Raw genomic sequence first — 22414 nt, 5'->3', positions numbered from 1 at the left:
GATCATGGCAATGGCTCTGCCGGTGTCGCATCAACAATTTCCTCAGCGGGTGCATCAGGCTGTTCCTCAAAAGGGGATGCGACTTCGGGGATGGCGACACCAAAAACATGCTTTTCAACCTGCGCATTTACGACGGCCCCCAGCAGGATCAAAAAACTGCTGAGCCAAAGCCAGACCAGCATCGCGATCACGGCCCCGATTGATCCGTAAACCTGATTATAGTTGCCGAAATTGGCAACGTAGTAGGAAAACAGGATCGACAAACCCGCCCAGCTTGCTACTGCAACGACAGCGCCCGCTCTGACAGAGCGACGATGCGGTTTGCCCCGATTTGGACCGTAGCGATAAAGCATACTTACCCCCGCCAGAAGCACACCAATCGCAATTGCCCAGCGCAAGGCCTCGACGACCAGACCTGTGATTCCGCCCAATGGAAAGAACGCCAACACCACAGGCGCCACCACCAGCGTTACCAGCGCCACAAAGCCGACAGCGACCAAAGCAAGCGTCAATAACAACGCCCGCACATAATGCCGGATGGTGGCACGGTCTTTTTCGCCGTGCACAGCGTTAAGCCCCGTCATCATCGCCGCAACCCCTGCCCGCGCAGACCACATCGCAGCAGCGATGGATATGATACCCGCCCAGCCCAAAGTCTCGGGGCTGGTCATCACAAGGCTCACAATCTGCGCATAGAAAATCTGATAAACATCTTCTGGCAGAAACCCTTTCATGTCCTCCAGCTGCGAAAGCACCACCACAGGATCAGAAAACAGGCTCAATAATGCAATCAGCGCTGCAATAGCAGGGAACAGCGATAGCATTCCGAAAAATCCAACCCCGGCCGAGACCAGCGCAAGGTTCGTCTCACCTATCTGTAAAAAGCCGCCCCGAAGGGCGGCCCAGAACGTGCCGAAGAATCCTCTGGGCATCTCTGCCACTTGTGTGTCGCTCATAGCGTCCCCGTTCCAGCTATTCTTCGTCTTCTACCTCATCGCGGACCTGACCCCATGCCGCCAGCGTAAAGATCAACGTACCGCCGATGATGTTACCGGCAAGCACGGGCAGAAAGAACCCCAACAGTGCGTCTTGAATGCCCAGGCTGCCTTGCAGTATCAGCACAGCCATCTCTACCGATCCGGCCACCACGTGGGTGAAATCACCGGCTGCAATCAGCCAGGTAAACGCCATTATCAACAGAAATCCGGCTTCAGCAGCCTGTGGCATCATCCAGACAATCAACGCAACGATGATACCCGCAGGGATGGCACGCCAAAAGCCCTGCAACGGTGGCATGCCGGTCGCGTGCTCTGACAAGGATACAATGGCGGGTAAAATCTCGGGCGAAATCGCCGGAGTAAAGACAAACAGGGCCGCAGCAGCAAATGCACCCAGCACATTCGCTCCCAACACGATGCCCCACAATCTTAGCATACAACCAAACGCAACAAGCGTCCTTTTCCGCATAATCGGGAGAACTGTTGTGATGGTGTTTTCAGTAAACAGCTGCATCCGCCCCATGATAACGGCAAGAAAGCCGAGAGAATATCCAAGGTTCTCAATCAGGTGGCGCCAAGGAGCGTCAGGCAAATAGGTTCGAAAGACAGCCTCGCCCAGAACCGAAAGGCTGATCAGAATACCTGCCGCAATGCCGGACCAGAACAATGACCGCTTGGTGCGCAGCAGTTCTTCTTCACCATCCCGGCGGATCACCTCATAGATCATATGAGGTGACAGCGCTGCCGCTTCCTCAACCGATTGTTCTTCTGCCTCACGGCGCATGTTGGTATGGCTACTTTGCGATGTCATCTTTGTATCTGGCTCCTGAGTATGCCCCGAGGGGCCAAATTCAGGTCTTGCACTCCCGCATTGTTCCGCAATGATACGGATCGAAAGTTCAGACCTGACACGGGTGAACGCACAACCCCACCCTTTCGTTCAAAAAAGGTTACCTGATGAAAACGCCCCTGATGCAAGCCATTTCCGCCAAGCGCGACGATTTGATTGCGCTGACGCAAGATCTCATCCGGATTCCCACGCTGAACCCTCCCGGTCAGGACTATCTTGCTATCTGCGAATATCTGGACAAAAGGCTGAAGGCGCATGGGTTTGAGACGCAGATGATCCGCGCCCATGGCACTCCGGGTGACAGCACCAAATACCCGCGCTGGAACATCATCGCCCGCCGCGAAGGCACCATTGCAGGCGAATGCGTACACTTCAACAGCCATACCGACGTCGTCGAAGTCGGGGCTGGCTGGACGACCGATCCATTTGGCGGGGAGCTGAAGGACGGCAAAATCTATGGCCGCGGTTCTTGTGATATGAAAGGCGGTCTTGCGTCGTCCATTATTGCCGCCGAAACCTTCATTGAGACCTACCCTGACTTCGCCGGTGCGATTGAAATTTCAGGCACTGCTGATGAGGAATCCGGTGGCTATGGCGGTGTCGCCTATCTGGCCGAGAAAGGCTATTTCGCGGCCGAACGCGTCCAGCACGTGATCATCCCCGAACCGCTGAACAAGGACCGCATCTGCCTCGGGCATCGTGGCGGCTGGTGGGCCGAGATAGAGACCAAAGGCGAGATCGCACACGGCTCCATGCCGTTCTTGGGCGATTGCGCGGTACGCCACATGGGCGCCGTCCTGTCAGAGTTCGAGGACAAACTTTTCCCCGCGATGGCTGCGCGATACACCGATATGCCCGTCGTTCCCGAAGGCGCGCGCAGCTCGACGATGAACATCAATTCGATACACGGCGGCCAAAAGGAACAAGACCCGGATTTTGACGGCCTGCCCGCCCACTGCGTCCCCGACAGCTGCCGCATCACCATTGACCGCCGCTTTCTTGTTGAAGAGCCGCTTGATCAGGTCCGCGGCGAAGTCACTGCTTTGCTCGAAGGGCTGCGCGCCACGCGCGCCGACTTTGAGTATGAGCTGACGGAGCTCAACTCGGTCCTACCTTCTATGACGGACCGTGATGCGCCCGTGGTGCGGACCGTCGCAAAGGCCATTGAAGACGTTATGGGGCGCGCCCCCGAATATGTGGCCTCTCCCGGTTCATACGATCAAAAGCATATCGACCGCATCGGTAAGATGAAAAACTGCATCGCTTACGGGCCTGGCGTGTTGGAGCTGGCCCATAAACCCGATGAATGGATCGGCGTGGATGACATGATCGACAGCGCCTGCGTCATGGGCGCTACGCTGGAAACCCTCCTGCTTCCACCAGGCTCATAAGTTTCTCAACCAAACGCCTCCTCGGCAGCAAGGCCAAGCCCATCCACAATCGCCGTCAGGGCAGAGCCGTGGTGCACCTGCGCCTGTTCGAATGCCCCGCTGAGGGTGGCTTGCGTGACCCGCATCAGACTGGATCCCCCGACGAAGACCAGATGTGTCACAGCCTCAGGTGCGACACCGGCCTGCGCGACAGTCGCTCGCGCGGCGGTGGCCATTTCACCCGTCATGCCAGACAGCAGCGCCTCTAACCGCGCATCGGTCAGCTCGGCGGTTAACTTACGTTCAACCACGCCCAGATCAATTTTACCCGTGCCACTGGTGTTTGCACCAATTTTACCGGCCTCCACTGCGAATGCGATGTCATGCCCCAACTCATCCTCAAGCACGGATGTCAGCCGTTCGAATTTCTCCGGCTCGACCGCATATTGCAGCAAATCCTTCGCCAGACGTCGGCTGTCAGGCGCGTAAAGGAATTGAATTTTCTGCCAGGTCGCCAGATCGTTAAAGATCGTCGACGGGGCCGTATGAGTCTCATTCCCAAAGGCATGGCGAATTTCACTACCGCGCCCCAACAGCGGCATCACAGTCTCAAGGCTGAGGACGCGGTCAAAATCTGTCCCACCAAGACGCACACCGTGGCTTGCCAGAATATCAATCCCATCGGCCTCGTTACGAAAGAGCGTGAAATCGGACGTACCCCCGCCAATATCCACGATCAGGCCCAGATCGCCCTCCCCCAACACGGCACGGTTGGCCAAGGCCGCCGCTTCGGGCTCATACATAAATGCGACATCGGAAAAGCCCGCCCGCTCATACGCCTCACGCAGATCCACTTCTGCCTGCGCGTTGCGCGCGTCATCGCCGTGAAACCGCACCGGACGCCCTGACAGCGCGCGGTCAAACTCCACGCCCGTCTGCGCCTGTGCTGCCGCTTTCACCTGCGCCAGAAACCGTGCCACGATGTCGATAAAGTCTAGTTTTTCCCCAAGGTAGTTCCGCCGCTCACGCATCAGCGGCGCGCCCAGCAGGCTTTTGAGCGCGCGCATATACCGGCCTTCATCGCCCGCCAGCAACGCTGACCCGGCCGCCGCACCGATCCGCATTTTGCGGGCGTCAAAGTCGAAAAACACCGCTGTGGGCAGCGTTGTCTCATCCGCCTCCAACGTGATCAGATGCGCACGGCCATCCACTGCCACAGCCGCCGCCGAATTCGACGTTCCAAAATCCACGCCTAAAACAGCCATGCCCGATCCTCTCCGTAAATTGAGGCTCAGGCCATAACGCTGGTCATTAGTTGCCGCAAGGTTTCTCCTAGCCATAACGCCAATCGTCGCCTAGTCTTTCTGCATAACTCAATGAGGAAGCCACACATGTTCCATCTCCGTACGCTTTTACTGGGTGTCAGCACGGCTGCCCTTATGGTCGGTGCAGCCGCTGCAAAAGACGATATCACAATCGCCATCCAGCTTGAGCCACCGCACCTTGACCCGACCAGTGCTGCCGCTGGCGCGATTGATTCCGTGCTTTATTCCAACGTGTTCGAAGGTCTCACCCGCTTTGATAGCGCAGGTGCGGTAATCCCCGGACTGGCCAAAAGCTGGGAGATTTCCGAAGACGGTTTGACCTACACTTTCACGCTCAACGAAGGTGTTACATTCCACGACGGCTCCTCCATGGACGCGGAAGACGTGAAGTTCTCGCTTGACCGGATTGGTGCAGAAGACAGCGCAAACGCGCAAAAAGCACTTTATGCAGCCATCTCCGAAGTTAACGTGATTGACCCCGCAACGGTCGAAATCAAACTATCCGAGGCAAACGGCAACATGCTGTTCAACCTTGCCTGGGGCGATGCAGTGATTGTAGCGCCCGAAAGCATTGAGGGCATCAAACAGACTCCTGTCGGGACCGGCGCGTTCAAATTCGACAGCTGGACCCAAGGCGACAAGATCGAGCTGAGCCGCAACGAGACCTATTGGGGCACACCTGCCGTGCTGACCAAAGCCACGTTCAAATTCATCTCCGATCCAACGGCTGCGTTCTCGTCGATGATGGCAGAAGACATCGACGTCTTTTCCGGGTTCCCGGCCCCCGAAAACCTGCCCCAATTCGAAGCTGATCCGCGCTTTCAGGTGCTTGTCGGCTCCACCGAAGGGGAAACGATCCTGTCCACCAACAACAAGATGCCGCCCTTTGACAACGTGAAGGTGCGCGAAGCGTTGGCCCATGCGATTGATCGCCAATCCATCATCGACGGCGCCATGTTCGGCTACGGCACACCCATCGGCACACATTTCGCGCCACACAATCCCGCCTATGTCGACCTGACCGGCATGAGCACCTATGACCCTGAAAAATCCAAGACCCTCTTGGCCGAAGCGGGCTATCCAGACGGGTTCGAGACAACACTCTTCCTGCCACCCCCTTCCTACGCGCGCCGCGGCGGCGAGATCATCGCATCGCAATTGGCCGCTGTTGGCATCAAGGCAGAGATCACAAACGTAGAATGGGCGCAGTGGCTGGAGTCTGTGTTCAAGGGCAAGAACTTTGGCCTGACCATCGTTAGCCACACAGAACCGATGGACATCGGCATCTATGCGAACCCTGACTACTACTTCCAATATGACAATCCAGCGTTTCAGGAGCTGATGACAAGACTCAACAGCACCACAGATCCCGACATGCGCACAGCGATGCTGGCTGAAGCGCAAAAGATGATCTCAAGCGATTACGTCAACGGCTACCTTTTCCAGCTTGCAGCCTTGTCCGTGGCAAAAGCGGGCCTGCAAGGGCTCTGGGCCAACGCGCCTACGCAAGCCAATGATCTTACTGCCGTAAGCTGGGCTGACTAAACTTTCTATTGTCTTGAAATTACCACCAAAAGGCCCCGCGATGCGGGGTCTTTTTTGCTTATACTGTCTGATATTATTTGACCCGGCACAGACTCATGATTTTTTCAGTATTCATAATTGCGATTGCCTATCTTGGCTTCATTAATCTAAAGACCTACCGCGCCTTTGCTGCAGACAAGCGGTTTGCGATCAATAAGGAACAGCGCACACCAGAAGCCACACTGCTGCACCTTGCACGCATCGGGGGCTGGGGTGGCGCAAAGCTTGCCCAGAAAAGGTTGCGCCACAAGTCGTACAAACAACCCTTCGGACATCAGCTTAACGTCATCGGCGCGCTGCAAGCAGCATCTGTCACTACTTTCGTGCTGGTACTGGGCCTGTTGTCTCTTGTGCCACCGGCGGCGCCCGTTACCAAACATGCCGTTTTGGAAACGGGCGCCGCGCAAGAGTTGCCACACGTTGCCGGACAACTGGTGATGTCCCTGCGTCCTCCTGCGGGGCGTCCCGCAAGGTAGTGAACCAATGCTCGGGTGGATTGCGCCCACGGCTGTTGCCATGGAACGTTAAGGCCCGCAGCACTTCCTCGCCTGCTTTGGTCAAATCCTCTCCCGGAGTGTGACCGTTGAGAATGCCCCAAACGCCTGTCCACATCCGCCCCACCGTCCACGGGTTATATCCCCCACCGCCCAATACCAGCAGCCGCGGCACACCAAGCGCCATAAGCCCGCGCAAAATATCCCAGTGGGCATTATTACTCAGCGAAAGATGCGCGAGCGGATCGTCTTCGACCGCGTCGGCACCACATAGGAAAACAATCGCATCAGGCGCAAACTCGGCCACTTTCGGCAGGATCAGCGCATCGCGGATATGCGCCATTTCGCTGTCCCTAAGCCCACGCGGCACCGGTAGATTGATAGCGTTGCCGCCTGCATCATCATCGATGACCCCCGTACGCGGCCAAAGCCCTTCTTCATGAACAGAGATCATCAGGCAGTCCGGATCACCGGCAAATCCTGCTGCCACACCATCGCAATGGTGCGCATCAATATCCACATAGGCAATCCGCTGAACCCCATGATGGCGCAACGACAACATCGCCAGAACCGGATCGTTGAGATAGCAGAACCCGTTCGCCCGTGCGGGTAACCCGTGATGTGTGCCACCCGCCGGATTATAGATCACGCCCCCCTGCGCCAAAAGCTCTCCGGCAAGGATCGAACCGCCCGCAGCTGTTGCAGGCCGACGGAAAATTTCAGGGAACACAGGATTGGTCACGCTCCCGATACCATAGCGCGCAAGATCGTCTGATTGCGTCTGCTGTGCTGCTTCTACCCGTTGCAGCGCAGCGATATAGTCAGGGTCGTGCCATGCATGCAACGCTTTAGGCTTGGCACGAGGTGCCGTCACATATTGCGCGCGGGGCAACCAACCCATCGCACGGCTCAGATCTATTACAGTAGACACCCGAGGCACACGCAAGGGATGTTTGGGCCCGTAACTGGAGCCGCGAAAAATCTCGTGTCCTATGAAAAGCGGTTTGTCCACGCCCAAGACTTAGCGGGAAATGGACAAAAAGAAATACGTAGCAACCAATGAAAAAAGGGGCCGCAAACTGCGACCCCTTGATACTAGTTATATTTACTGACTAGCGGCTTAGCGTGTGCCTTCCATGCCAGCAGCAGCTTCGGTCACCATAGCGTCGATGTTACGCTCACATGTGAGGTTCAGCAGTTCTACGTTTTCAGCGAACTCTGTCATGTCGTCACCGGCTGGGACAGTGCTTGTGGCTGTCTCTTCACCATTGTTGTCGGCAACTGTGGTTGAGCTGCCTGTTTCGCTTTCGGCTGCGGCTTCACCTTCAAGTGGCGCGGTCGCTGTTGCGACACCATCGTTCTCTTCGATAGTTTCGCCTGTTGCACCGCTGATTTCAGCGACGGCCATTACGGCGACCTTGTTTTTGTCCTCAGCGGACAGCTCATTGTACTGAGCGCATGTCATCGAGTTTACGTCGAGGTGTGCTGCGGCGAAGGCCGGCATCGCCGTGGACATTGCAAGTGCTGCGATTGCTGTGGTTTTGAGAAAACGTGTCATTTTGTATTCCTTAATCCTAGTACGCAAGATTGCGTTGCTTCGTTGGTAATACAATGCTGAGGTCCTACAATTCGTTCCCACTTTTTCGCAGAAGATTGTTTGGAACCAATACGCTACTTAAGCGTTCCAAAGCCCCTCAAAACGCGCAATACGCGCTGGACCCCTGTATGAACTGAGCATACGCTTCGGACAATGTTGCGCTATACCTTCAAACGAATTCTATCCTTGGTGATCAGCCTTGCTGTCGCCTCTTTGGTGATTTTCACCGTGATCGAAATAGCCCCCGGAGATCCTGCTTCATTCATGTTGGGTATCAATGCCCAAGCTGAAACGCTGGCCGCCTTGCGCACGGAACTCGGTCTGGATGCCTCCAAAGTTGAGCGGTACGTGACCTGGGTCACCGGCATGTTAACGGGGGATTTCGGCACCTCCTATACTTACCGCACGCCAGTCGCTGATATGGTTGCGCAGCGCATTTGGGTATCTCTGCCACTGGCACTTTATGCGCTTACTCTTTCAACTGTCATCGCCTTTCCCGCAGGTATCTTTGCCGCTGCACGGCGTGGGCGGGCGGGGGACATTGGCGTCATGGGTGCGACGCAACTTGGTGTGGCGATCCCGAATTTCTGGTTTGCCATGATGTTGGTGCTGTTGTTTGCGATAAAACTGCGCTGGTTCGCAGCGGGCGGATTTGTTGGTTGGGATAAAGGGGTGTGGGCGGGCCTGCACTCACTCACTCTGCCTGCAATTGCGCTTGCCCTGCCGCAAGCGGCGATTCTGGCACGCGTTATGCGCTCTGCGCTGCTGGACGTACTGGGCGAAGATTTCATGCGCACCGCACGGGCGAAGGGTCTGACAGCACGACAAGCATTGTGGCGACACGGGCTGCGTAATGCGATGATCCCTGTGCTCACCATCATCGGCTTACAGTTCTCCTTTCTGTTGGCAGGCGGCATTATCATCGAACAGGTTTTCTATCTGCCCGGCCTTGGACGCCTTATCTTCCAGTCAATCTCGGCGAGAGATTTGATCGTGGTTGAAAGCGTGACAATGCTGCTGGTCTTTGCTGTGATCTTTGTCAATTTCTGCGTTGATCTTGCCTATGCTGCCGTTGATCCCCGCCTGAGGGCCCGCGCATGATCCGCAACCTTCTTCTTGGCTGCACATTGTGCGCCATCTTCATCGGCGCAGCGCTGCTCTCGTTTGTCTGGACACCGTTTGACCATGCCGCGCTTGATATCCCGGGCCGCTTTCAGACCCCTGACGCTGAACATCTGTTGGGGACGGACCACTTCGGCCGCGATATCCTGAGCCTGCTTATGGTCGGGGCGCGCACCTCACTTGCCGTCGCGCTGGTGGCAGTGGGCATAGGCATGTGCATTGGCATCCCTCTTGGCCTCTGGGCTGCTGCACGGCGCGGCAGCTTGGTGGATGAGATCATCATGCGCGGCAATGATCTTGTATTTGCCTTCCCCAGTCTGGTGATTGCAATCCTTATCACAGCCGTCTTCGGTGCGGGCGCCATTAACGCCATCATCGCCATCGGCATTTTCAACATCCCCGTTTTCGCGCGCATCACCCGTGGCGCCGCACTCAGCCTGTGGGAGCGGGAGTTCATCCTTGCTGCGCGCGTTGCCGGCAAATCCGCCGCACGCATCTCGGTGGAGCATATACTGCCCAACGTCACCAACCTGCTTATCGTGCAGGGCACCATCCAGTTCTCATTGGGCATTCTGGCCGAAGCAGGGCTAAGCTATGTTGGCCTAGGCGCGCAGCCACCTACCCCCTCATGGGGCAGGATGCTGGCTGATGCGCAAACAATGGTCAGCATCGCGCCGCATCTGGCGTTGATGCCCGGCTTTGCAATTATCCTCACGGTGCTGGGTCTGAACCTGATGGGGGATGGCTTGCGCGATTATCTCGACCCTCGCCTGCGGGTGACCCGCACATGAGCTTGCTGTCCATCCAAAACCTGAACCTGTCTATTCACAGCTTTGACATCCTGCGCGATGTAACACTGGCCATCGACACAGGTGAAATCGTAGCAATCACAGGCGAAAGCGGGTCCGGAAAATCCATGACCGCGCTGGCCACCATGCAGCTGTTGCCGCAGGGCGCCCACACATCCGGCCACATCATGCTGGAGGACATCGACCTAACCACGCTTGATGAAGCTGCCCTTTGCGACATGCGCGGCAATGACATCGGCATGGTATTCCAAGAGCCGATGACCGCGCTCAACCCCGTCAAAACTATTGGTGATCAAGTTTCCGAAACGATCCTCATACACGAAGAAACTTCGCGATCCGAGGCAATGGAACGGGCCGCGAAGACGCTTGAGCGGGTGGGCCTGCCACAAGACCGCTTTCCGCTATCGCGCTTTCCGCATGAGCTGTCGGGGGGACAACGCCAGCGCGTCGTGATTGCCATGGCAATTGCCCTGCGCCCCCGCCTGCTGATTGCAGATGAACCAACAACCGCCCTTGATGTCACGACACAAGCGCAAATCCTGACTCTATTGGGAAAACTCGCGCGCGAGGACGGCATGGGTCTGATGATGATCACCCACGACCTTGCTGTCGTCGCGGACATGGCAGACCGCATCATCGTGATGCGCAATGGCCAGGTGGTGGAACAGGGGCGGACAAACGCGTTGTTACAGAACATGCAGCACCCGTACACGCGCATGTTGTTTTCTGCATCATCCCACAAAGTCACGCTGCCCGACACCGTCACGTCCGCGCCGCTGCTGGAGGTCAAAAGCGTCAGCCGCGACTACCGCACCCCGCGTAAAACGCTGTTTGGAAAGCCGGGGCTTTTCCGCGCAGTGAACAACGTAAGCTTCACCTTGGGACGGGGAGAACGGCTAGGGCTTGTCGGAGAAAGCGGCTGTGGAAAATCCACCCTCACCCGCGCGTTGCTGGGACTGGAGCAGGTGCAAGAGGGCACTATCACGCTCAATGGTGAGCCCGTGTTCACTGGCAACAAGCCCAACCTTGCCGTGCGCCGCTGCATGCAGGTTGTGTTCCAGGACCCCTACGGCAGCTTTAACCCGCGCCACCGTGTCGCCCGCCAGATCACCGAACCGTTTCACCTGCTTGAAACGCCCCCCACCGGGGCCGCGCGCCAAAAGGCGATAGACGAGGCGCTGACTGCCGTGGGACTGACACCGGCAGATGCGCATAAATACATTCATGAGTTTTCCGGTGGCCAGCGTCAACGCATCGCCATTGCCCGCGCTCTGATCATCCGTCCCGATCTGATCGTCTTTGACGAAGCGGTCAGCGCACTTGATGTATCAGTACGAGCGCAGATACTTGATCTACTGGCGGAACTCTGCGCGACCTATAACCTGAGCTATCTGTTCATCTCCCATGACCTCAGCGTCGTGCGCACCATCACGGACCGCGTATTGGTGATGAAGTCCGGCGAGATCGTAGAGAAAGGCGCGACCGAAGCCGTATTTACCGCCCCGCAACACCCCTACACGAAATCCCTGATCGCTGCAGCCCCCGTGCTGCCAGAGCTGAAAGGCCCCATCTCATGAAACCGATAAACCTGCTGGAAAAACTTAACCAGTTCACAAGCTATTGGGACCCGCATATCGTGGCGGATTACAACGACAACGATATCATGGTCGCCAAATTCTCTGGCGAGTTTCCCTTTCATTTGCATGAGGATACCGATGACTTCTTTCTGGTCCTGCAAGGCGAATTCACGATGGATTTCAACGGGGAATCGCACGTTGTCAAAGAGGGTGAAGTATTTGTCGTGCCGCGCGGCGTCACACATCGCCCCCGCGCCGCAGAAGAATGTCACGTTCTCCTGATAGAGCCCAAAGGAACGCCCAACACAGGCGATCCCGAGACAGCCAGCGATAAACCAAGGATCTGACCGATGCAGCCTGGCCCGACAAACAGTCTTACTGATATCGCTGGCCTGCGTGTGGGCAATGCGCAGGATGGCACGCTTAAATCCGGGGCCACTGTGGTGGTTGGCGACGCGCCCTTTGTCGCCTCCGTGGCAGTGATGGGCGGCGCACCCGGCACGCGCGAAACAGATCTGTTAGCCCCTGACAAATCAGTGGCAGAAGTGGACGCGCTGGTGCTTTCGGGCGGATCGGCATTCGGGCTTGATGCCTGTTCGGGCGTGGTGGACGGGCTGCGCGCAGACGGTCGTGGCTTTCGCATAGGGCCAGCGCAGATCCCGCTGGTACCCGGCGCGATCCTGTTTGATCTGCTCAACGGCGGTGACAAAGACTGGGCAGACAATCCCTACCGCGCCCTTGGCCTAGCGGCCTACCGCGCAGCGCGGGCAGAGTTCGAGATTGGAACAGTTGGCGCAGGTACCGGCGCGCTAACAGCCATGCTCAAAGGCGGGCTTGGCACCGCCTCCTTGCAATTGCCGGACGGCAGCACAGTTGCCGCCTTGGTCGCGGCCAATCCGGTGGGTGCTGTCACCACTCCGGGGGACCGTTATTTTTATGCGGCGCCGTTCGAGATGGGCCAAGAGTTTGGTGGGCTTGGCCCTGATCCCGCCAGCGGCCTTGGCCTTAGTCGCGAAAGCCGTAAGATGAATGCAATGTCCGCGCGCGCGAATACCACCATCGCCATTGTCGCCACCGATGCCACCCTCACGAAGGCACAATGCCACCGTGTTGCTGTGGCAGCGCATGACGGTATCGCCCGCGCATGCGTGCCCGCCCACACCCCGAACGACGGCGATCTGGTCTTTGCCCTGACCACAGGGGCGAAACCGGCCGCCGACGTCTTGATGACCGGCCACGCCGCCGCACTTTGCCTGAGCCGCGCGATTGCCCGCGCAGTATATGCCGCAACCCCGCAAGAGGGCGACGTGATCCCATGCTGGAGAACTGCCAATGCCGATCTTTGAGCATGACGGAATAGCCCTGCACTACGAGCGGTCAGGCAACGGCCCAACGCTGTTGCTGATCGCCGGTATGATGAGCGATAGCGCCAGTTGGGCGCCCCTGATCCCGTTGCTAGAGCCGCATTTCAACATCATCCGCCCTGATAACCGCACGACTGGCCAGACCACCCCATGGGACGCGCCTGCATCGGTTACGCATTTCGCAAATGATTGCGCAGCTTTGCTAACGCATTTGAACGTTGGGTCTGCGCACGTCATGGGTCATTCGCTGGGCGGCATGATCGGCATGCGGCTTGCCTGCACTGCGCCCGAGCGGGTCAAGACGCTCACCCTCGCGGCGTCTGCGCCTTTGCGGCTAGAACGTAACGTCCTGTTGTTCAAAACACTGCTGGCAATCAGACAAAGCAACGCCGCACCGGAAATGTGGCTGCACGCGCTATTTCCATGGCTCTTTGGCCCATCACTCTTTGAGACGCCCGGCATGGTGGAACAGACAGTGGCCCTGTCGCTGGCGTATCCCCACGCGCAAAGCGCCGAAGCGATGGGCCACCAGATAGCCGCTCTTGATGGGTACACGCCCGATGCAACAACAGACTTACGCTGCCCCGCGCAAGCGCTTTTGGCAGCCGATGACCTGCTTCTACCTGTAGAGCTTGCGCGAGCAACACTCGGCGATCTTCCTGCCGTTTTAATTGAAGCGGCCGGTCACTCCATTCATTGGGATGCGCCTGATGCGGTTGCGGCAAATCTGTTGCGCTTTACGAAACTGCATGAGGAGGCCAAACCATGACCAAAGACCTGTACGGCCTCTCCCTCACCTGCCCCAACGCCGCGACATTGAGCGGGATCAATGACTTTATCCACGGATTTCTAAGCTATCAGCCCAAGGCGACAAACATCATCGCAGCAGCAGATGCCGATCCGGATTGCGCCTTGGCCAATGCCTATGCCGCCATGCTGTGGATGTTTCTGGAAGCTCCTGTCGCCCCGCAAAAAGCAGCCCCGTATCTGGCGCGCGCACAAACAGCAGCGAAAGCGGGTGTGACTTCGCGCGAAACACGTGTCGTTGCTGCGACCGAAGCGTGGGTTAACAACGACATCCCTGAACTGCTCAAGATTTGCGACCAGATCATAACAGATTTTCCGCGCGATATGGCCATGCTCAAGCTGGCGCAATACCATCTATTCAATCTGGGCGATGCGGCAGGGATGCTGCGCATGGCGCTGAAAGCGCTGCCAGAGGCAGAAGACATCGCCTATGCCCACGGCATGATTGCCTTTGGTTATGAGCAATGTCACCTGCTGGATCGCGCCGAAGATGCCGCGCGCCACGCGATGTCCCTGCAACATGATGATGCTTGGGCCCACCATGCCATCGCCCACGTGATGCTGACCCAAGGGCGCGTGGCCGAGGGCGCCGCGTTTATGGAAAGCGTCGCCGAGACTTGGAACGGGCTCAACAGCTTTATGCGCAGCCACAACTGGTGGCATCTGGCGCTGTTCTACCTGAGCCTTGGCCGCCACGATGATGTTCGTACAGCCTATGACACCCATGTCTGGGGGCTGGCCAAGGAGTATTCTCAGGATCAGGTCGGCGCGACCTCACTGTTGGCTCGGATGGAGTTTGCAGGTGTGGACGTTGGCCCGCGCTGGGCCGATGTGGCAGATCATGTGGCCCTGCGCGGTGCAGATACCGTCAACCCGTTCCTCACTCTGCAATACCTTTATGCCCTCGCCCGGACGGCGCACAGCGAAGCAAATGACCTGATGCAGGCCATTGAGGAACGCGCCGCCGATCAAAGCCAGCACGACCACGTTGCATGGCGCGATGTCGCCTTGCCTGCCGCTATAGGAATCATGGCGCATGCACAGGGCAACTGGGACGCCGCGATACACAACCTCTCCCGCGCCTTGCCGCGTATGGCCGAATGTGGTGGCAGCCACGCCCAGCGCGATCTGTTCGAACAAATCCATCTGGACGCACTGGTCCGCGATGGACGGGCCTCTAGCGCGCAGCAAGTGTTGGAGATGCGCCGCACATACGATCCCGACGGCGTGCCGCTGAACCTGATGCTGGGCGACGTGTACGCCAAATCCGGCTTGCCGGAACTGGCAGAAGAAGCGCGTGCACGCGCGGCGCGAACATTGGCAGCCCAGCAGGGCTGAGACCGTTGCGGCATAGCCCAAGCACAGCTAGGTTGCCCACATTGATTTTAAGAAAAGGTTCGGCCTGATATGAGCACTGAATGGTATTATGCGACTGAAGGGGCGTCCAACGGCCCCATAACCCAGAGCGAATTTGACGCTCTCGTAGAAACCGGCACGATCCGCAGCGATACGCTGGTCTGGCAAGAGGGCATGGATGACTGGCTGCCCTATGGCAGGGCCGGCGGCGCCGAAAAAATGGCCGCATTGCCGCCGCGCGCCCCGATGGGAGACCACGAAGACCCGGCCCGTGCGGACGCCAATACATTTCTTGGTGCCCTCAAAGACGGCTTTGCCCGCTACGTGGATTTCAGAACCCGCTCCACCCGCTCTCAATACTGGTGGTGGACCCTTTGGATGATTGTGCTGAGCTTTGGCGCAGCGCTTATCGACGGGATGCTCACTTTGGGTGACAGCGGGCCTGTCAATCTGCTGCTTTCTCTCGCTACGTTCCTACCGTCCATTGCCGTGGGAATCCGGCGCCTGCATGACATCGGGCGCACCGGCTGGTGGTTCCTGATTGTACTGGTACCCGTCATCGGCTGGATTGTGCTGATCGTGTTCTACTGCACGAAATCGCAGGAAGGTCCGAACAATTGGGGCCCGGAACCTCGCCACTGAAGGCCAAGTGCCTGCGCGCCTTACGCGCGCGGGCCGATGGTAACTTGAAGCTCTCCGATGCCTTCAACACCGCCGGTCATCACGTCCCCTTCACCTACGGCTGCCACACCGGCGGGCGTACCAGTCATGACCAAATCTCCTGGGGCCAGTGTCATACCTTCGCTTAAGGTGGCGATGTGGTCGACAACCGACCAAATCAGATCAGCGATATCAGCATCCTGCCGAACCTCTCCATTAACCGCGAGCCAGATGCGGCCCTGCGTCAGGCTGGGCACATCAGCGATGGGTTTGATCGGTGCGATGGGCGCAGAGAGATCGAATGCCTTGGACCAGTCCCACGGACGGCGCGTCTGTTTGGCATCGGCCTGCAAATCACGACGGGTCAAATCAATGCCCACTGATGCGCCCCAGATATGATCCATCACATCAGCCGGAGCGATGTTCGAACCGCCTTTGCTGATCGCAATCACCAATTCAATCTCATGATGCAGATCGTTGGTCAGTGACGGGTAAGGCAGCGTGCAGGGCGTATCACAGGCTGCATCGGCCGGCTTGGTAAAGAAGAAAGGGGGCTCGCGGTCTGGATCATTGCCCATCTCGCGCGCGTGCGCCTCATAGTTGCGACCAACGCAGAAAATCCGGCGCACGGGAAAGCGTGCATCGCTGCCCTGCACAGCAAGGCTTGCCTGGGGAGGGGCGGGGAAAACATAATCCATAAGGCGTATCTTTCGCGGTGGTTAATTATCTGCGCCGACTAGAGCGAAGAGCACCGCAATTGTCCAGACACGCCAAACAGGATGTTTCGCGCACGAAACATCCCATTGAATTTTAGTGGAAAAATTAACCAGCTGGTAACAGATCAATCGCCGAGCTTGGCGTGAACCTCATCAAGGTCGATCTCGCCAATAGGCATTTTGTTGGCGGGGTTTTCGAAGTCGTATTTGAAGAGATTGAAATCACGTTTGTAGATTTCATAGACCAGATGCATCGATAGATCGTCGAAGTAATCCTCGACCGGATGAGCGCGCTTTGGTCCGTGCCCTTCGCTTTCGTTAAAACGGGGGATCTTTGTCAGGTCGATAGAATGAGGCGTTTCAACCGCATCCAGCACATCGCGCATGCCCTCGTTAAAGGCTTCGGTCCACACGATCTTATCATAGGTGCCACCATTCACGATGAAGGTGCTGACGTGGCCCGCCATGGCTGACCAGTGGATGTCCGGATCCATCGGGCGACGCCAGCGGATGGTATCACGGGTGAACAGTAAGAAACGGCGGAAGCTTGCGATTTGGTCGAACTCTTGCTTTCCGTCCTCTCCGCCAACCTCAATCCCGTATTTCTGGATCAGAAGTGGGACCAAATTGCCACGGTACCGTTTACCATTGCGCTGGATACCGCAGATTTTATCGAAGAAAGAACTTAGAATTCGAGTGTAGGGATTGCGGACGCAGGTGAAAGAATAAGAGCTGTGGTTCTGTACGTTCCGCGCGATGGCGTCCTGACTTTCGTCCAAGGCCCATTTGTGCATACCACCCTTAGCATCATGGATATCGCCGTCGAAAAACTCACCATGATCAGAATAATACATGATCTGGCCGATGGTCGAACACGCGCATTTGGGCACCACGCGGTACACGACACTTTCGCTTTCGGTCATCCATGTTCCGGGAAAACCCATCTTGCACCACTCCTGCTCATACTGCTCGGGCCGCTTCTTGGAGCAGCTTTTGATCTACAAAAGCAAATAATTGCTGTTTATTCAATGAGTGTTCATCATTATCTATATAAACAATCGAGCATAAATACGGTGAATGGTTCCTGAATGGCAAAAATTGCCTATATACTTCTGTGTCACAAAGACCCGGACGCCATCATCAAGCAGGCGGAGCGGCTGACAGCTGTGGGTGACTATATGTCCATCCACTTTGACGCGAGCGCCGATCCGGCCCACTACAAAGCTATCATCAAAGCGCTTGAGAACAATCCCAATGTCACTTACGCCACCAAACGTATCCGCTGTGGCTGGGGGGAATGGTCCTTGGTGCAGGCAACCCTCTACGCGGTTGAGGCCGCTGAACAGGCGTTCCCGCGTGCAACGCACTTTTACATGCTGTCAGGCGATTGCATGGCCATCAAATCGGCCGAATACACCCACCGCTTTCTCGATGATAATGACGCCGATTTCATCGAGAGCTTCGATTATTTTGAAAGTGACTGGATCAAGACAGGCTGGACTGAAGAACGACTGATCTACCGCCATTGGTTCAATGAGCGAACCCAAAAGAAACTATTCTACGCGATGTTCGAGTTCCAGAAACGCTTTGGTCTCACCCGCGAAATTCCGAAAGATATTCAGGTCCAGATCGGCAGTCAGTGGTGGTGCCTGCGCCGCCAGACGATCGAAGCGCTTTTGGACTTTTGCAAAAAACGCCGCGATGTGATCCGGTTCTTCCGGAGCACCTGGATACCAGATGAGACCTTTTTCCAAACCCTTGTGCGCCATCTGGTACCCGAGACTGAAATCCGTCCGCGCACCTTAACCTTCCTGATGTTCACAGACTACGGAATGCCGGTGACATTCTACAATGATCACTATGATCTGCTGCTAAGTCAGGACTATCTGTTCGCGCGCAAAATCAGCCCTGATGCACTGGACCTCAAGCGCCGATTGGGTTTGCTTTATTCCGCACAGGGCGTGCGGTTTCAGATCAGCAACGAGGGTCGGAGCCTGTTCAAATTCTTGACGGGACGCGGGCGCATCGGGCGCCGCTTTTCGACACGTTTTTGGGAAACCGAAAGCACATTGGGACGTGAGCGGGAATTGCTGATTGTCGTATGTAAAAAATGGCACGTGGCCAAACGTGTGCTGGAACGCATTCGCCAGACCACAAATGTACCCGCAATCGAATACGTCTTTAACGAAGAAGACACCCCCCTGCCCGCCCTTGGTGGCATTGAAAAGACGCTAGGAAAGCGAACGCGCCACCGCCGCGCGCTGATGCGCATGCTGTTTGACTATTTTGAGACAGATCGCCTGATTGTCTGCATGGACCCAAGCAACCTCGACCTACTGGAAGACTTCGCCGCCGACCGGTCGACCACACGCATCCTAGAGATCGAGTGTGGCTTCACGGACGAATACCTGACCGGTCACGCCATGCGTGTTGGCCTTGCAGGTGAGCAGACTTCACAAGAGACGCTGGACCGGTTGCTCCCGACCATTCGCAACGACATGGTTTTTGAAAGCGATGCCATCCGTGACGCCCAGTTTGAGAACCACTGCCGCATCCGCGAGACGGCCTCAAGCGAGGAAAATGCCGGAGAGTTGGCAAAGTTTCTTGGCGTGAGCGGCGAGAAGGCGCATGAAATCACCAGCACCGATTACCTCTTTTCCGATTAAGGAGCCTACAAGATGGCTTACGCCTACGACGATCAAAATATCTTTGCCAAAATCCTGCGCGGCGAGATCCCGAATAACACCGTGTTAGAGACAGAGCATGCGCTGGCCTTCCGCGACCTTTATCCGCAAGCACCCACACATGTACTGGTCATCCCCAAAGGCCCCTACGTGAGCTACGACCACTTTGCTGTCGAAGCATCTGACGCCGAGATTGTCGATTACACCCGCGCCATCGCACAAGTTTGCAAGATGGAAGGTGTGTCACTGGATGCTGGCGAAGGATTTCGCATGATCAGCAACGCAGGCGATCATGGCGTGCAGGAAGTGCCACACTTGCATGTACATATACTGGGTGGTCGCCGTATGGGGCGGATGGTTCAGCCACAAAGCTGAACCTCACCAATCAGGCGCGGCACATCCGCTGCGCCTGCCTCAGGGCTTTTTGCGCCATGATCCGAACCAGCCCTTTACGGCACCCGTGGCATCGGAAAAATCATCTTCGATTGCTTCCATCGTCGGATCAATTCGCGCCATACGGAACCGGCGCCAGCGCACCCAGATGCCGTAAATCAGCGCAACAAACAGCGTCAGAATGATGATATTCAGCCACGGAATACCCTTTGATGCATCTGGCCCGTCCACAGCGCGTACAGAGATGGCATTGGGGAAGATCGTCAGAAACTCGTTCCGCCAGCCGTAATGCTTTATCGCGACATAGCGTGGCGCGGCTTCGGTTGAGGCCAGATCGCCAGCCTCGGCTTGCAGGTTGGACGTGTCGAACTTGAAGTACGGAGGCCAGCCCCAACCCGTATCTTCGTTGCGGTACACCATCACATCGCCTTTCACGCGGCGCGACTGAATGAAGAACACATCGCGGTTGGACAGTGTGCCATCGGTCCCCACATCCGCCTGCGCCCAGAACAGCGCATTCTCACCCGGATCAATCCGCTTTTCATAAGTATCAGTGATCCGCACGATATCGACCTGCGGTAGGGTATAATGGAAGAACGCAGCAACGATCACCCAAACGGTGATCCAGAATGTCCAACGAAGAAGACCAAGCATGTAAAACCCTCTCAGGCGAAATTTGTAAGGTAGATGACCACTGACACAAGGATCACAGGAATAACATAGACCGACAGGATCAATTTGCGCCGCAAGGATTTGTCATATTCCTCCAGCCCTTCATCCAAAAACGCATCAAGCGTCTGGTCTTGGGGGCCTTCAAGCCATTCACGCCGCAGCTTTCCCTTGCGCACAGAGCGGGAATAGAGCGACAGGCAGACATAGATCACCGTCAAAACGATAAATCCGACGACCATGAGGCGGGCAAGTGCCAGCATTTCCTATCTCCTCTTCACTGCGCCCCAGGGACCCACCGCCGCAATACGGTCCGGGACGGGGGGCGGTTTCTTCCCTCTGCGCGGCAGAGGCGGCACCTCTAGCGCGGGCTCATGTCCGAAAAGCGCATCCCGCACACCAGCCTTGTCCATAAGGTACTCGCGTTCAAGAAAATCAGCAACATAGGCCTTTTTCGCATCCGGCCAACGCGCATAGGTCGCGTAGAACAGCTCCTTGTGGCAGATGAACAGCTGGCGGATGTCCTTGGGCGCAAGTTCGGCCAGCAGCATATTCACCAGCTCTGCGTCGGGCGTCTCAGCCGCGCGCAGAGTGTAGAAATAAACTGGATTGGCGCTGGTGATATTCGGGAACGCGCCGCCGTTTTCGGCCCAGTTGACCAGTTGACCCAGCGTGTGAAATTCTGCCGGCAACTTGTCACTGTGCTGGCGCGCAAGGCGGCGCAGATCACCACGGGTGAGACCCGTCAGGTCCACTCCCTGATCCGCCACCGCGTCAATCAGAATGAAATCCATCTTTTGCCGCAGAATAGTGGCGGATTTGATCCCCCGCGCCTCCAGGATCGTTTCGGTCAAACCGTTCAGCTGAAAGAACTTGGCGATGTGATTGCGCTGCTTGGCATTGAACACATGCTCAAGCGGCAAATCGTCCAGACCGTCCTTACCCGCAGGGGCGATAACCGCAGGATGCTCAACGTCCTGGAACACATAAAGGCCGCCGAAATGCGCCGTCCAGAAATTGCGCTGATCAAAGCTCATGGTTTTGAGGCTGACCGGATTGCGCACCACATCGCCGGTTTTACCTGCCAGCGCGATCATATCGGCGATCAGCACATCGTCGTACCAGCCATCTTCCGTCTCGCGGAAGCGGTCGACCATATCCGCCAGCTTGGCCGCGTCCTTGGCCGTGCCGCCAGTGGTGTCGGCATCAATGGTGATGCGCCGGATATCGAACAGCCGCGCAGGGGTGGAGACATCATAGACGGAATTCACCAACTCCCCCGCCACGGCATCCTTGGCCGTCAGCGCAAAAAGCGCCGCCTCGTTCTGCGCGATGAAGTCTTGCAAGATCGTCTTGGAGGTCGAGAATTGCGCGTTCAACAGGGGCGACATGCGTTGTTCAACACTCAGCAAGATAAACTGCCGGTTCACGCCCTTGTGGTTGAGGTAGAGCGGGTCCTCCATCTCATCCCCGATCTCGGGCGAGTAGCCGGAGATGTCGATGTAAAAGTCCGTGAGTTTGGTGCGCTTCTCCGTCAGGTGATGCAGCGCACGGTTATACCGTTCCACCAAAGCGGGCGAGGAGACATGGAAAAGGTTGCCGAACATCAGGCCGGCGCGGATGAGGCGGTTCATGGTATAAGCAACTCACAATTTTTATCTCGGAATTCACTTGCTGCGTTCGCTTCCTGCAATTCCTGCTGACTGTCAAAATCAGGCTTCTCAAGTTCAACCCATGTTTTTTCATACGCAGCTTCGGCAAACTTTGACCACATATATCCAAGCGAAAAATCCCGACTTGGCCCTGAGACATAGTAAAATGATAGTCCAATCGGAACACGATTAGTGTTCTCATTAGTCAAGTGCCCATCGTTCTTGGCATCCAAAAAGTGGCTTAATTTCTCGTAGCCTGCCTCGAACAACTTTGTAGCTGAGGGAGGCGCCTCCTTCAAAAGAAATCCATAAGAAGCACAGTCCCAGTAGACGTAACCTAGTCGGCCCATGGAGTTATAATCGCCCTCAGCCATGGCTCGACCCACT

The 22414-nt window shown here is 56.8% G+C and carries 24 protein-coding genes; 13 read left to right on the top strand and 11 right to left on the bottom strand.

Annotation, left to right across the window (positions count from 1 at the left end; translation table 11 throughout):
* Positions 1 to 2 precede the first annotated feature (2 nt).
* Both K3757_RS01550 and K3757_RS01545 read right to left on the bottom strand, forming a co-directional pair.
* Positions 3 to 956, bottom strand: coding sequence for a YihY/virulence factor BrkB family protein (locus K3757_RS01550; RefSeq protein ID WP_259998661.1), 954 nt, complete (start codon positions 954 to 956; stop codon positions 3 to 5).
* A gap of 16 nt (positions 957 to 972) precedes the next feature.
* Positions 973 to 1809 carry a formate/nitrite transporter family protein gene (locus K3757_RS01545; protein WP_259998659.1) on the bottom strand — a complete coding sequence of 279 codons (837 nt, stop codon included), beginning with the start codon at positions 1807 to 1809 and terminating at the stop codon, positions 973 to 975.
* Between the two features lie 146 nt (positions 1810 to 1955).
* Here K3757_RS01545 and K3757_RS01540 point away from each other — a divergent pair, with 146 nt between their 5' ends.
* Positions 1956 to 3239, top strand: a complete 1284-nt coding sequence (locus K3757_RS01540; protein WP_259998657.1) for an acetylornithine deacetylase/succinyl-diaminopimelate desuccinylase family protein — start codon at positions 1956 to 1958, stop codon at positions 3237 to 3239.
* A gap of 5 nt (positions 3240 to 3244) precedes the next feature.
* Here the strand turns inward: K3757_RS01540 and K3757_RS01535 are convergent, their stop codons facing one another.
* Positions 3245 to 4483 carry an Hsp70 family protein gene (locus tag K3757_RS01535; RefSeq protein ID WP_259998654.1) on the bottom strand — a complete coding sequence of 413 codons (1239 nt, stop codon included), beginning with the start codon at positions 4481 to 4483 and terminating at the stop codon, positions 3245 to 3247.
* Between the two features lie 126 nt (positions 4484 to 4609).
* Between K3757_RS01535 and K3757_RS01530 the strand changes: the two genes are divergently transcribed.
* Positions 4610 to 6088: an ABC transporter substrate-binding protein gene (locus K3757_RS01530; protein ID WP_259998652.1), complete on the top strand. Its 1479-nt coding sequence runs from the start codon at positions 4610 to 4612 to the stop codon at positions 6086 to 6088.
* 95 nt (positions 6089 to 6183) lie between these two features.
* Entirely contained in the window at positions 6184 to 6603 is a 420-nt protein-coding gene (locus K3757_RS01525; RefSeq protein WP_259998650.1) for a DUF1294 domain-containing protein, read from the top strand.
* On the opposite strand, the gene K3757_RS01520 is transcribed toward K3757_RS01525, so the two are convergent.
* Positions 6497 to 7633: an acetoin utilization protein AcuC gene (locus tag K3757_RS01520; RefSeq protein ID WP_259998648.1), complete on the bottom strand. Its 1137-nt coding sequence runs from the start codon at positions 7631 to 7633 to the stop codon at positions 6497 to 6499. The genes K3757_RS01525 and K3757_RS01520 overlap by 107 nt on opposite strands.
* Before the next feature lie 108 nt (positions 7634 to 7741).
* Entirely contained in the window at positions 7742 to 8179 is a 438-nt protein-coding gene (locus K3757_RS01515) for an HdeA family protein (RefSeq protein WP_259998646.1), read from the bottom strand.
* A 192-nt stretch (positions 8180 to 8371) separates the two neighbouring features.
* On the opposite strand from K3757_RS01515, the gene K3757_RS01510 reads away from it, so the two are divergent.
* From K3757_RS01510 to K3757_RS01475, 8 genes are all read left to right on the top strand, one after another.
* On the top strand, positions 8372 to 9319 hold the full coding sequence (locus tag K3757_RS01510) for an ABC transporter permease (RefSeq protein ID WP_259998644.1): 948 nt from the start codon (positions 8372 to 8374) through the stop codon (positions 9317 to 9319).
* Positions 9316 to 10131: an ABC transporter permease gene (locus K3757_RS01505; protein WP_259998642.1), complete on the top strand. Its 816-nt coding sequence runs from the start codon at positions 9316 to 9318 to the stop codon at positions 10129 to 10131. The genes K3757_RS01510 and K3757_RS01505 overlap by 4 nt, the downstream gene beginning before the upstream one ends.
* Positions 10128 to 11726: an ABC transporter ATP-binding protein gene (locus K3757_RS01500; protein ID WP_259998640.1), complete on the top strand. Its 1599-nt coding sequence runs from the start codon at positions 10128 to 10130 to the stop codon at positions 11724 to 11726. The genes K3757_RS01505 and K3757_RS01500 overlap by 4 nt, the downstream gene beginning before the upstream one ends.
* Positions 11723 to 12073 (top strand): cupin domain-containing protein, encoded by a 351-nt coding sequence (locus K3757_RS01495; protein ID WP_259998638.1) that lies wholly within the window; start codon positions 11723 to 11725, stop codon positions 12071 to 12073. Before K3757_RS01500 ends, K3757_RS01495 begins: the two co-directional genes overlap by 4 nt.
* Before the next feature lie 3 nt (positions 12074 to 12076).
* Positions 12077 to 13072 carry a P1 family peptidase gene (locus K3757_RS01490; protein ID WP_259998636.1) on the top strand — a complete coding sequence of 332 codons (996 nt, stop codon included), beginning with the start codon at positions 12077 to 12079 and terminating at the stop codon, positions 13070 to 13072.
* The gene (locus K3757_RS01485) at positions 13059 to 13859 is read left to right on the top strand and encodes an alpha/beta fold hydrolase (RefSeq protein WP_259998634.1); all 801 of its coding nucleotides are present in this window, start codon (positions 13059 to 13061) and stop codon (positions 13857 to 13859) included. The genes K3757_RS01490 and K3757_RS01485 overlap by 14 nt, the downstream gene beginning before the upstream one ends.
* Positions 13856 to 15235 (top strand): tetratricopeptide repeat protein, encoded by a 1380-nt coding sequence (locus K3757_RS01480; RefSeq protein WP_259998632.1) that lies wholly within the window; start codon positions 13856 to 13858, stop codon positions 15233 to 15235. Before K3757_RS01485 ends, K3757_RS01480 begins: the two co-directional genes overlap by 4 nt.
* Positions 15236 to 15304: 69 nt before the next feature.
* Positions 15305 to 15895, top strand: coding sequence for a DUF805 domain-containing protein (locus K3757_RS01475; protein WP_259998630.1), 591 nt, complete (start codon positions 15305 to 15307; stop codon positions 15893 to 15895).
* A 20-nt stretch (positions 15896 to 15915) separates the two neighbouring features.
* Here the strand turns inward: K3757_RS01475 and K3757_RS01470 are convergent, their stop codons facing one another.
* On the bottom strand, positions 15916 to 16611 hold the full coding sequence (locus K3757_RS01470) for a fumarylacetoacetate hydrolase family protein (RefSeq protein ID WP_259998628.1): 696 nt from the start codon (positions 16609 to 16611) through the stop codon (positions 15916 to 15918).
* Between the two features lie 143 nt (positions 16612 to 16754).
* Complete coding sequence (locus K3757_RS01465; RefSeq protein ID WP_259998625.1) at positions 16755 to 17573, bottom strand: sulfotransferase family protein; 819 nt, start codon at positions 17571 to 17573, stop codon at positions 16755 to 16757.
* Between the two features lie 144 nt (positions 17574 to 17717).
* Between K3757_RS01465 and K3757_RS01460 the strand changes: the two genes are divergently transcribed.
* Both K3757_RS01460 and K3757_RS01455 read left to right on the top strand, forming a co-directional pair.
* Positions 17718 to 19295, top strand: coding sequence for a beta-1,6-N-acetylglucosaminyltransferase (locus K3757_RS01460; RefSeq protein ID WP_259998623.1), 1578 nt, complete (start codon positions 17718 to 17720; stop codon positions 19293 to 19295).
* A gap of 12 nt (positions 19296 to 19307) precedes the next feature.
* Complete coding sequence (locus K3757_RS01455; protein WP_259998621.1) at positions 19308 to 19688, top strand: HIT domain-containing protein; 381 nt, start codon at positions 19308 to 19310, stop codon at positions 19686 to 19688.
* 39 nt (positions 19689 to 19727) lie between these two features.
* Here the strand turns inward: K3757_RS01455 and K3757_RS01450 are convergent, their stop codons facing one another.
* The 4 genes from K3757_RS01450 to K3757_RS01435 are packed head-to-tail and all read right to left on the bottom strand — an operon-like array spanning position 19728 to position 22401.
* Positions 19728 to 20360: a DUF1523 family protein gene (locus tag K3757_RS01450; RefSeq protein WP_259998619.1), complete on the bottom strand. Its 633-nt coding sequence runs from the start codon at positions 20358 to 20360 to the stop codon at positions 19728 to 19730.
* Positions 20361 to 20371: 11 nt separating this feature from the next.
* Positions 20372 to 20638, bottom strand: a complete 267-nt coding sequence (locus tag K3757_RS01445; RefSeq protein ID WP_259998618.1) for a hypothetical protein — start codon at positions 20636 to 20638, stop codon at positions 20372 to 20374.
* A gap of 3 nt (positions 20639 to 20641) precedes the next feature.
* A complete protein-coding gene (locus K3757_RS01440) occupies positions 20642 to 22009 on the bottom strand; it encodes a DUF6638 family protein (protein WP_259998616.1) in 1368 nt (455 codons plus the stop codon).
* Positions 22006 to 22401 carry a hypothetical protein gene (locus K3757_RS01435; protein ID WP_259998615.1) on the bottom strand — a complete coding sequence of 132 codons (396 nt, stop codon included), beginning with the start codon at positions 22399 to 22401 and terminating at the stop codon, positions 22006 to 22008. Before K3757_RS01435 ends, K3757_RS01440 begins: the two co-directional genes overlap by 4 nt.
* Positions 22402 to 22414: the final 13 nt, after the last annotated feature.

The sequence above is a fragment of the Sulfitobacter sp. S223 genome (assembly GCF_025143825.1).
Lineage (GTDB): Bacteria > Pseudomonadota > Alphaproteobacteria > Rhodobacterales > Rhodobacteraceae > Sulfitobacter.
The sequence above is the reverse complement of the archived record's forward strand: the minus strand, read 5'-3'. Positions and strand labels throughout refer to the sequence as shown.

Bases quoted from the DNA above. Each gene is read 5' to 3' on its own strand.
- K3757_RS01550 (WP_259998661.1), bottom strand. From the start codon at position 956: ATGAGCGACACACAAGTGGCAGAGATGCCCAGAGGATTCTTCGGCACG.
- K3757_RS01545 (WP_259998659.1), bottom strand. From the start codon at position 1,809: ATGACATCGCAAAGTAGCCATACCAACATGCGCCGTGAGGCAGAAGAA.
- K3757_RS01540 (WP_259998657.1), top strand. From the start codon at position 1,956: ATGAAAACGCCCCTGATGCAAGCCATTTCCGCCAAGCGCGACGATTTG.
- K3757_RS01535 (WP_259998654.1), bottom strand. From the start codon at position 4,483: ATGGCTGTTTTAGGCGTGGATTTTGGAACGTCGAATTCGGCGGCGGCT.
- K3757_RS01530 (WP_259998652.1), top strand. From the start codon at position 4,610: ATGTTCCATCTCCGTACGCTTTTACTGGGTGTCAGCACGGCTGCCCTT.
- K3757_RS01525 (WP_259998650.1), top strand. From the start codon at position 6,184: ATGATTTTTTCAGTATTCATAATTGCGATTGCCTATCTTGGCTTCATT.
- K3757_RS01515 (WP_259998646.1), bottom strand. From the start codon at position 8,179: ATGACACGTTTTCTCAAAACCACAGCAATCGCAGCACTTGCAATGTCC.
- K3757_RS01510 (WP_259998644.1), top strand. From the start codon at position 8,372: ATGTTGCGCTATACCTTCAAACGAATTCTATCCTTGGTGATCAGCCTT.
- K3757_RS01505 (WP_259998642.1), top strand. From the start codon at position 9,316: ATGATCCGCAACCTTCTTCTTGGCTGCACATTGTGCGCCATCTTCATC.
- K3757_RS01500 (WP_259998640.1), top strand. From the start codon at position 10,128: ATGAGCTTGCTGTCCATCCAAAACCTGAACCTGTCTATTCACAGCTTT.
- K3757_RS01495 (WP_259998638.1), top strand. From the start codon at position 11,723: ATGAAACCGATAAACCTGCTGGAAAAACTTAACCAGTTCACAAGCTAT.
- K3757_RS01490 (WP_259998636.1), top strand. From the start codon at position 12,077: ATGCAGCCTGGCCCGACAAACAGTCTTACTGATATCGCTGGCCTGCGT.
- K3757_RS01485 (WP_259998634.1), top strand. From the start codon at position 13,059: ATGCCGATCTTTGAGCATGACGGAATAGCCCTGCACTACGAGCGGTCA.
- K3757_RS01480 (WP_259998632.1), top strand. From the start codon at position 13,856: ATGACCAAAGACCTGTACGGCCTCTCCCTCACCTGCCCCAACGCCGCG.
- K3757_RS01475 (WP_259998630.1), top strand. From the start codon at position 15,305: ATGAGCACTGAATGGTATTATGCGACTGAAGGGGCGTCCAACGGCCCC.
- K3757_RS01470 (WP_259998628.1), bottom strand. From the start codon at position 16,611: ATGGATTATGTTTTCCCCGCCCCTCCCCAGGCAAGCCTTGCTGTGCAG.
- K3757_RS01465 (WP_259998625.1), bottom strand. From the start codon at position 17,573: ATGGGTTTTCCCGGAACATGGATGACCGAAAGCGAAAGTGTCGTGTAC.
- K3757_RS01460 (WP_259998623.1), top strand. From the start codon at position 17,718: ATGGCAAAAATTGCCTATATACTTCTGTGTCACAAAGACCCGGACGCC.
- K3757_RS01455 (WP_259998621.1), top strand. From the start codon at position 19,308: ATGGCTTACGCCTACGACGATCAAAATATCTTTGCCAAAATCCTGCGC.
- K3757_RS01450 (WP_259998619.1), bottom strand. From the start codon at position 20,360: ATGCTTGGTCTTCTTCGTTGGACATTCTGGATCACCGTTTGGGTGATC.
- K3757_RS01445 (WP_259998618.1), bottom strand. From the start codon at position 20,638: ATGCTGGCACTTGCCCGCCTCATGGTCGTCGGATTTATCGTTTTGACG.
- K3757_RS01440 (WP_259998616.1), bottom strand. From the start codon at position 22,009: ATGAACCGCCTCATCCGCGCCGGCCTGATGTTCGGCAACCTTTTCCAT.
- K3757_RS01435 (WP_259998615.1), bottom strand. From the start codon at position 22,401: ATGGCTGAGGGCGATTATAACTCCATGGGCCGACTAGGTTACGTCTAC.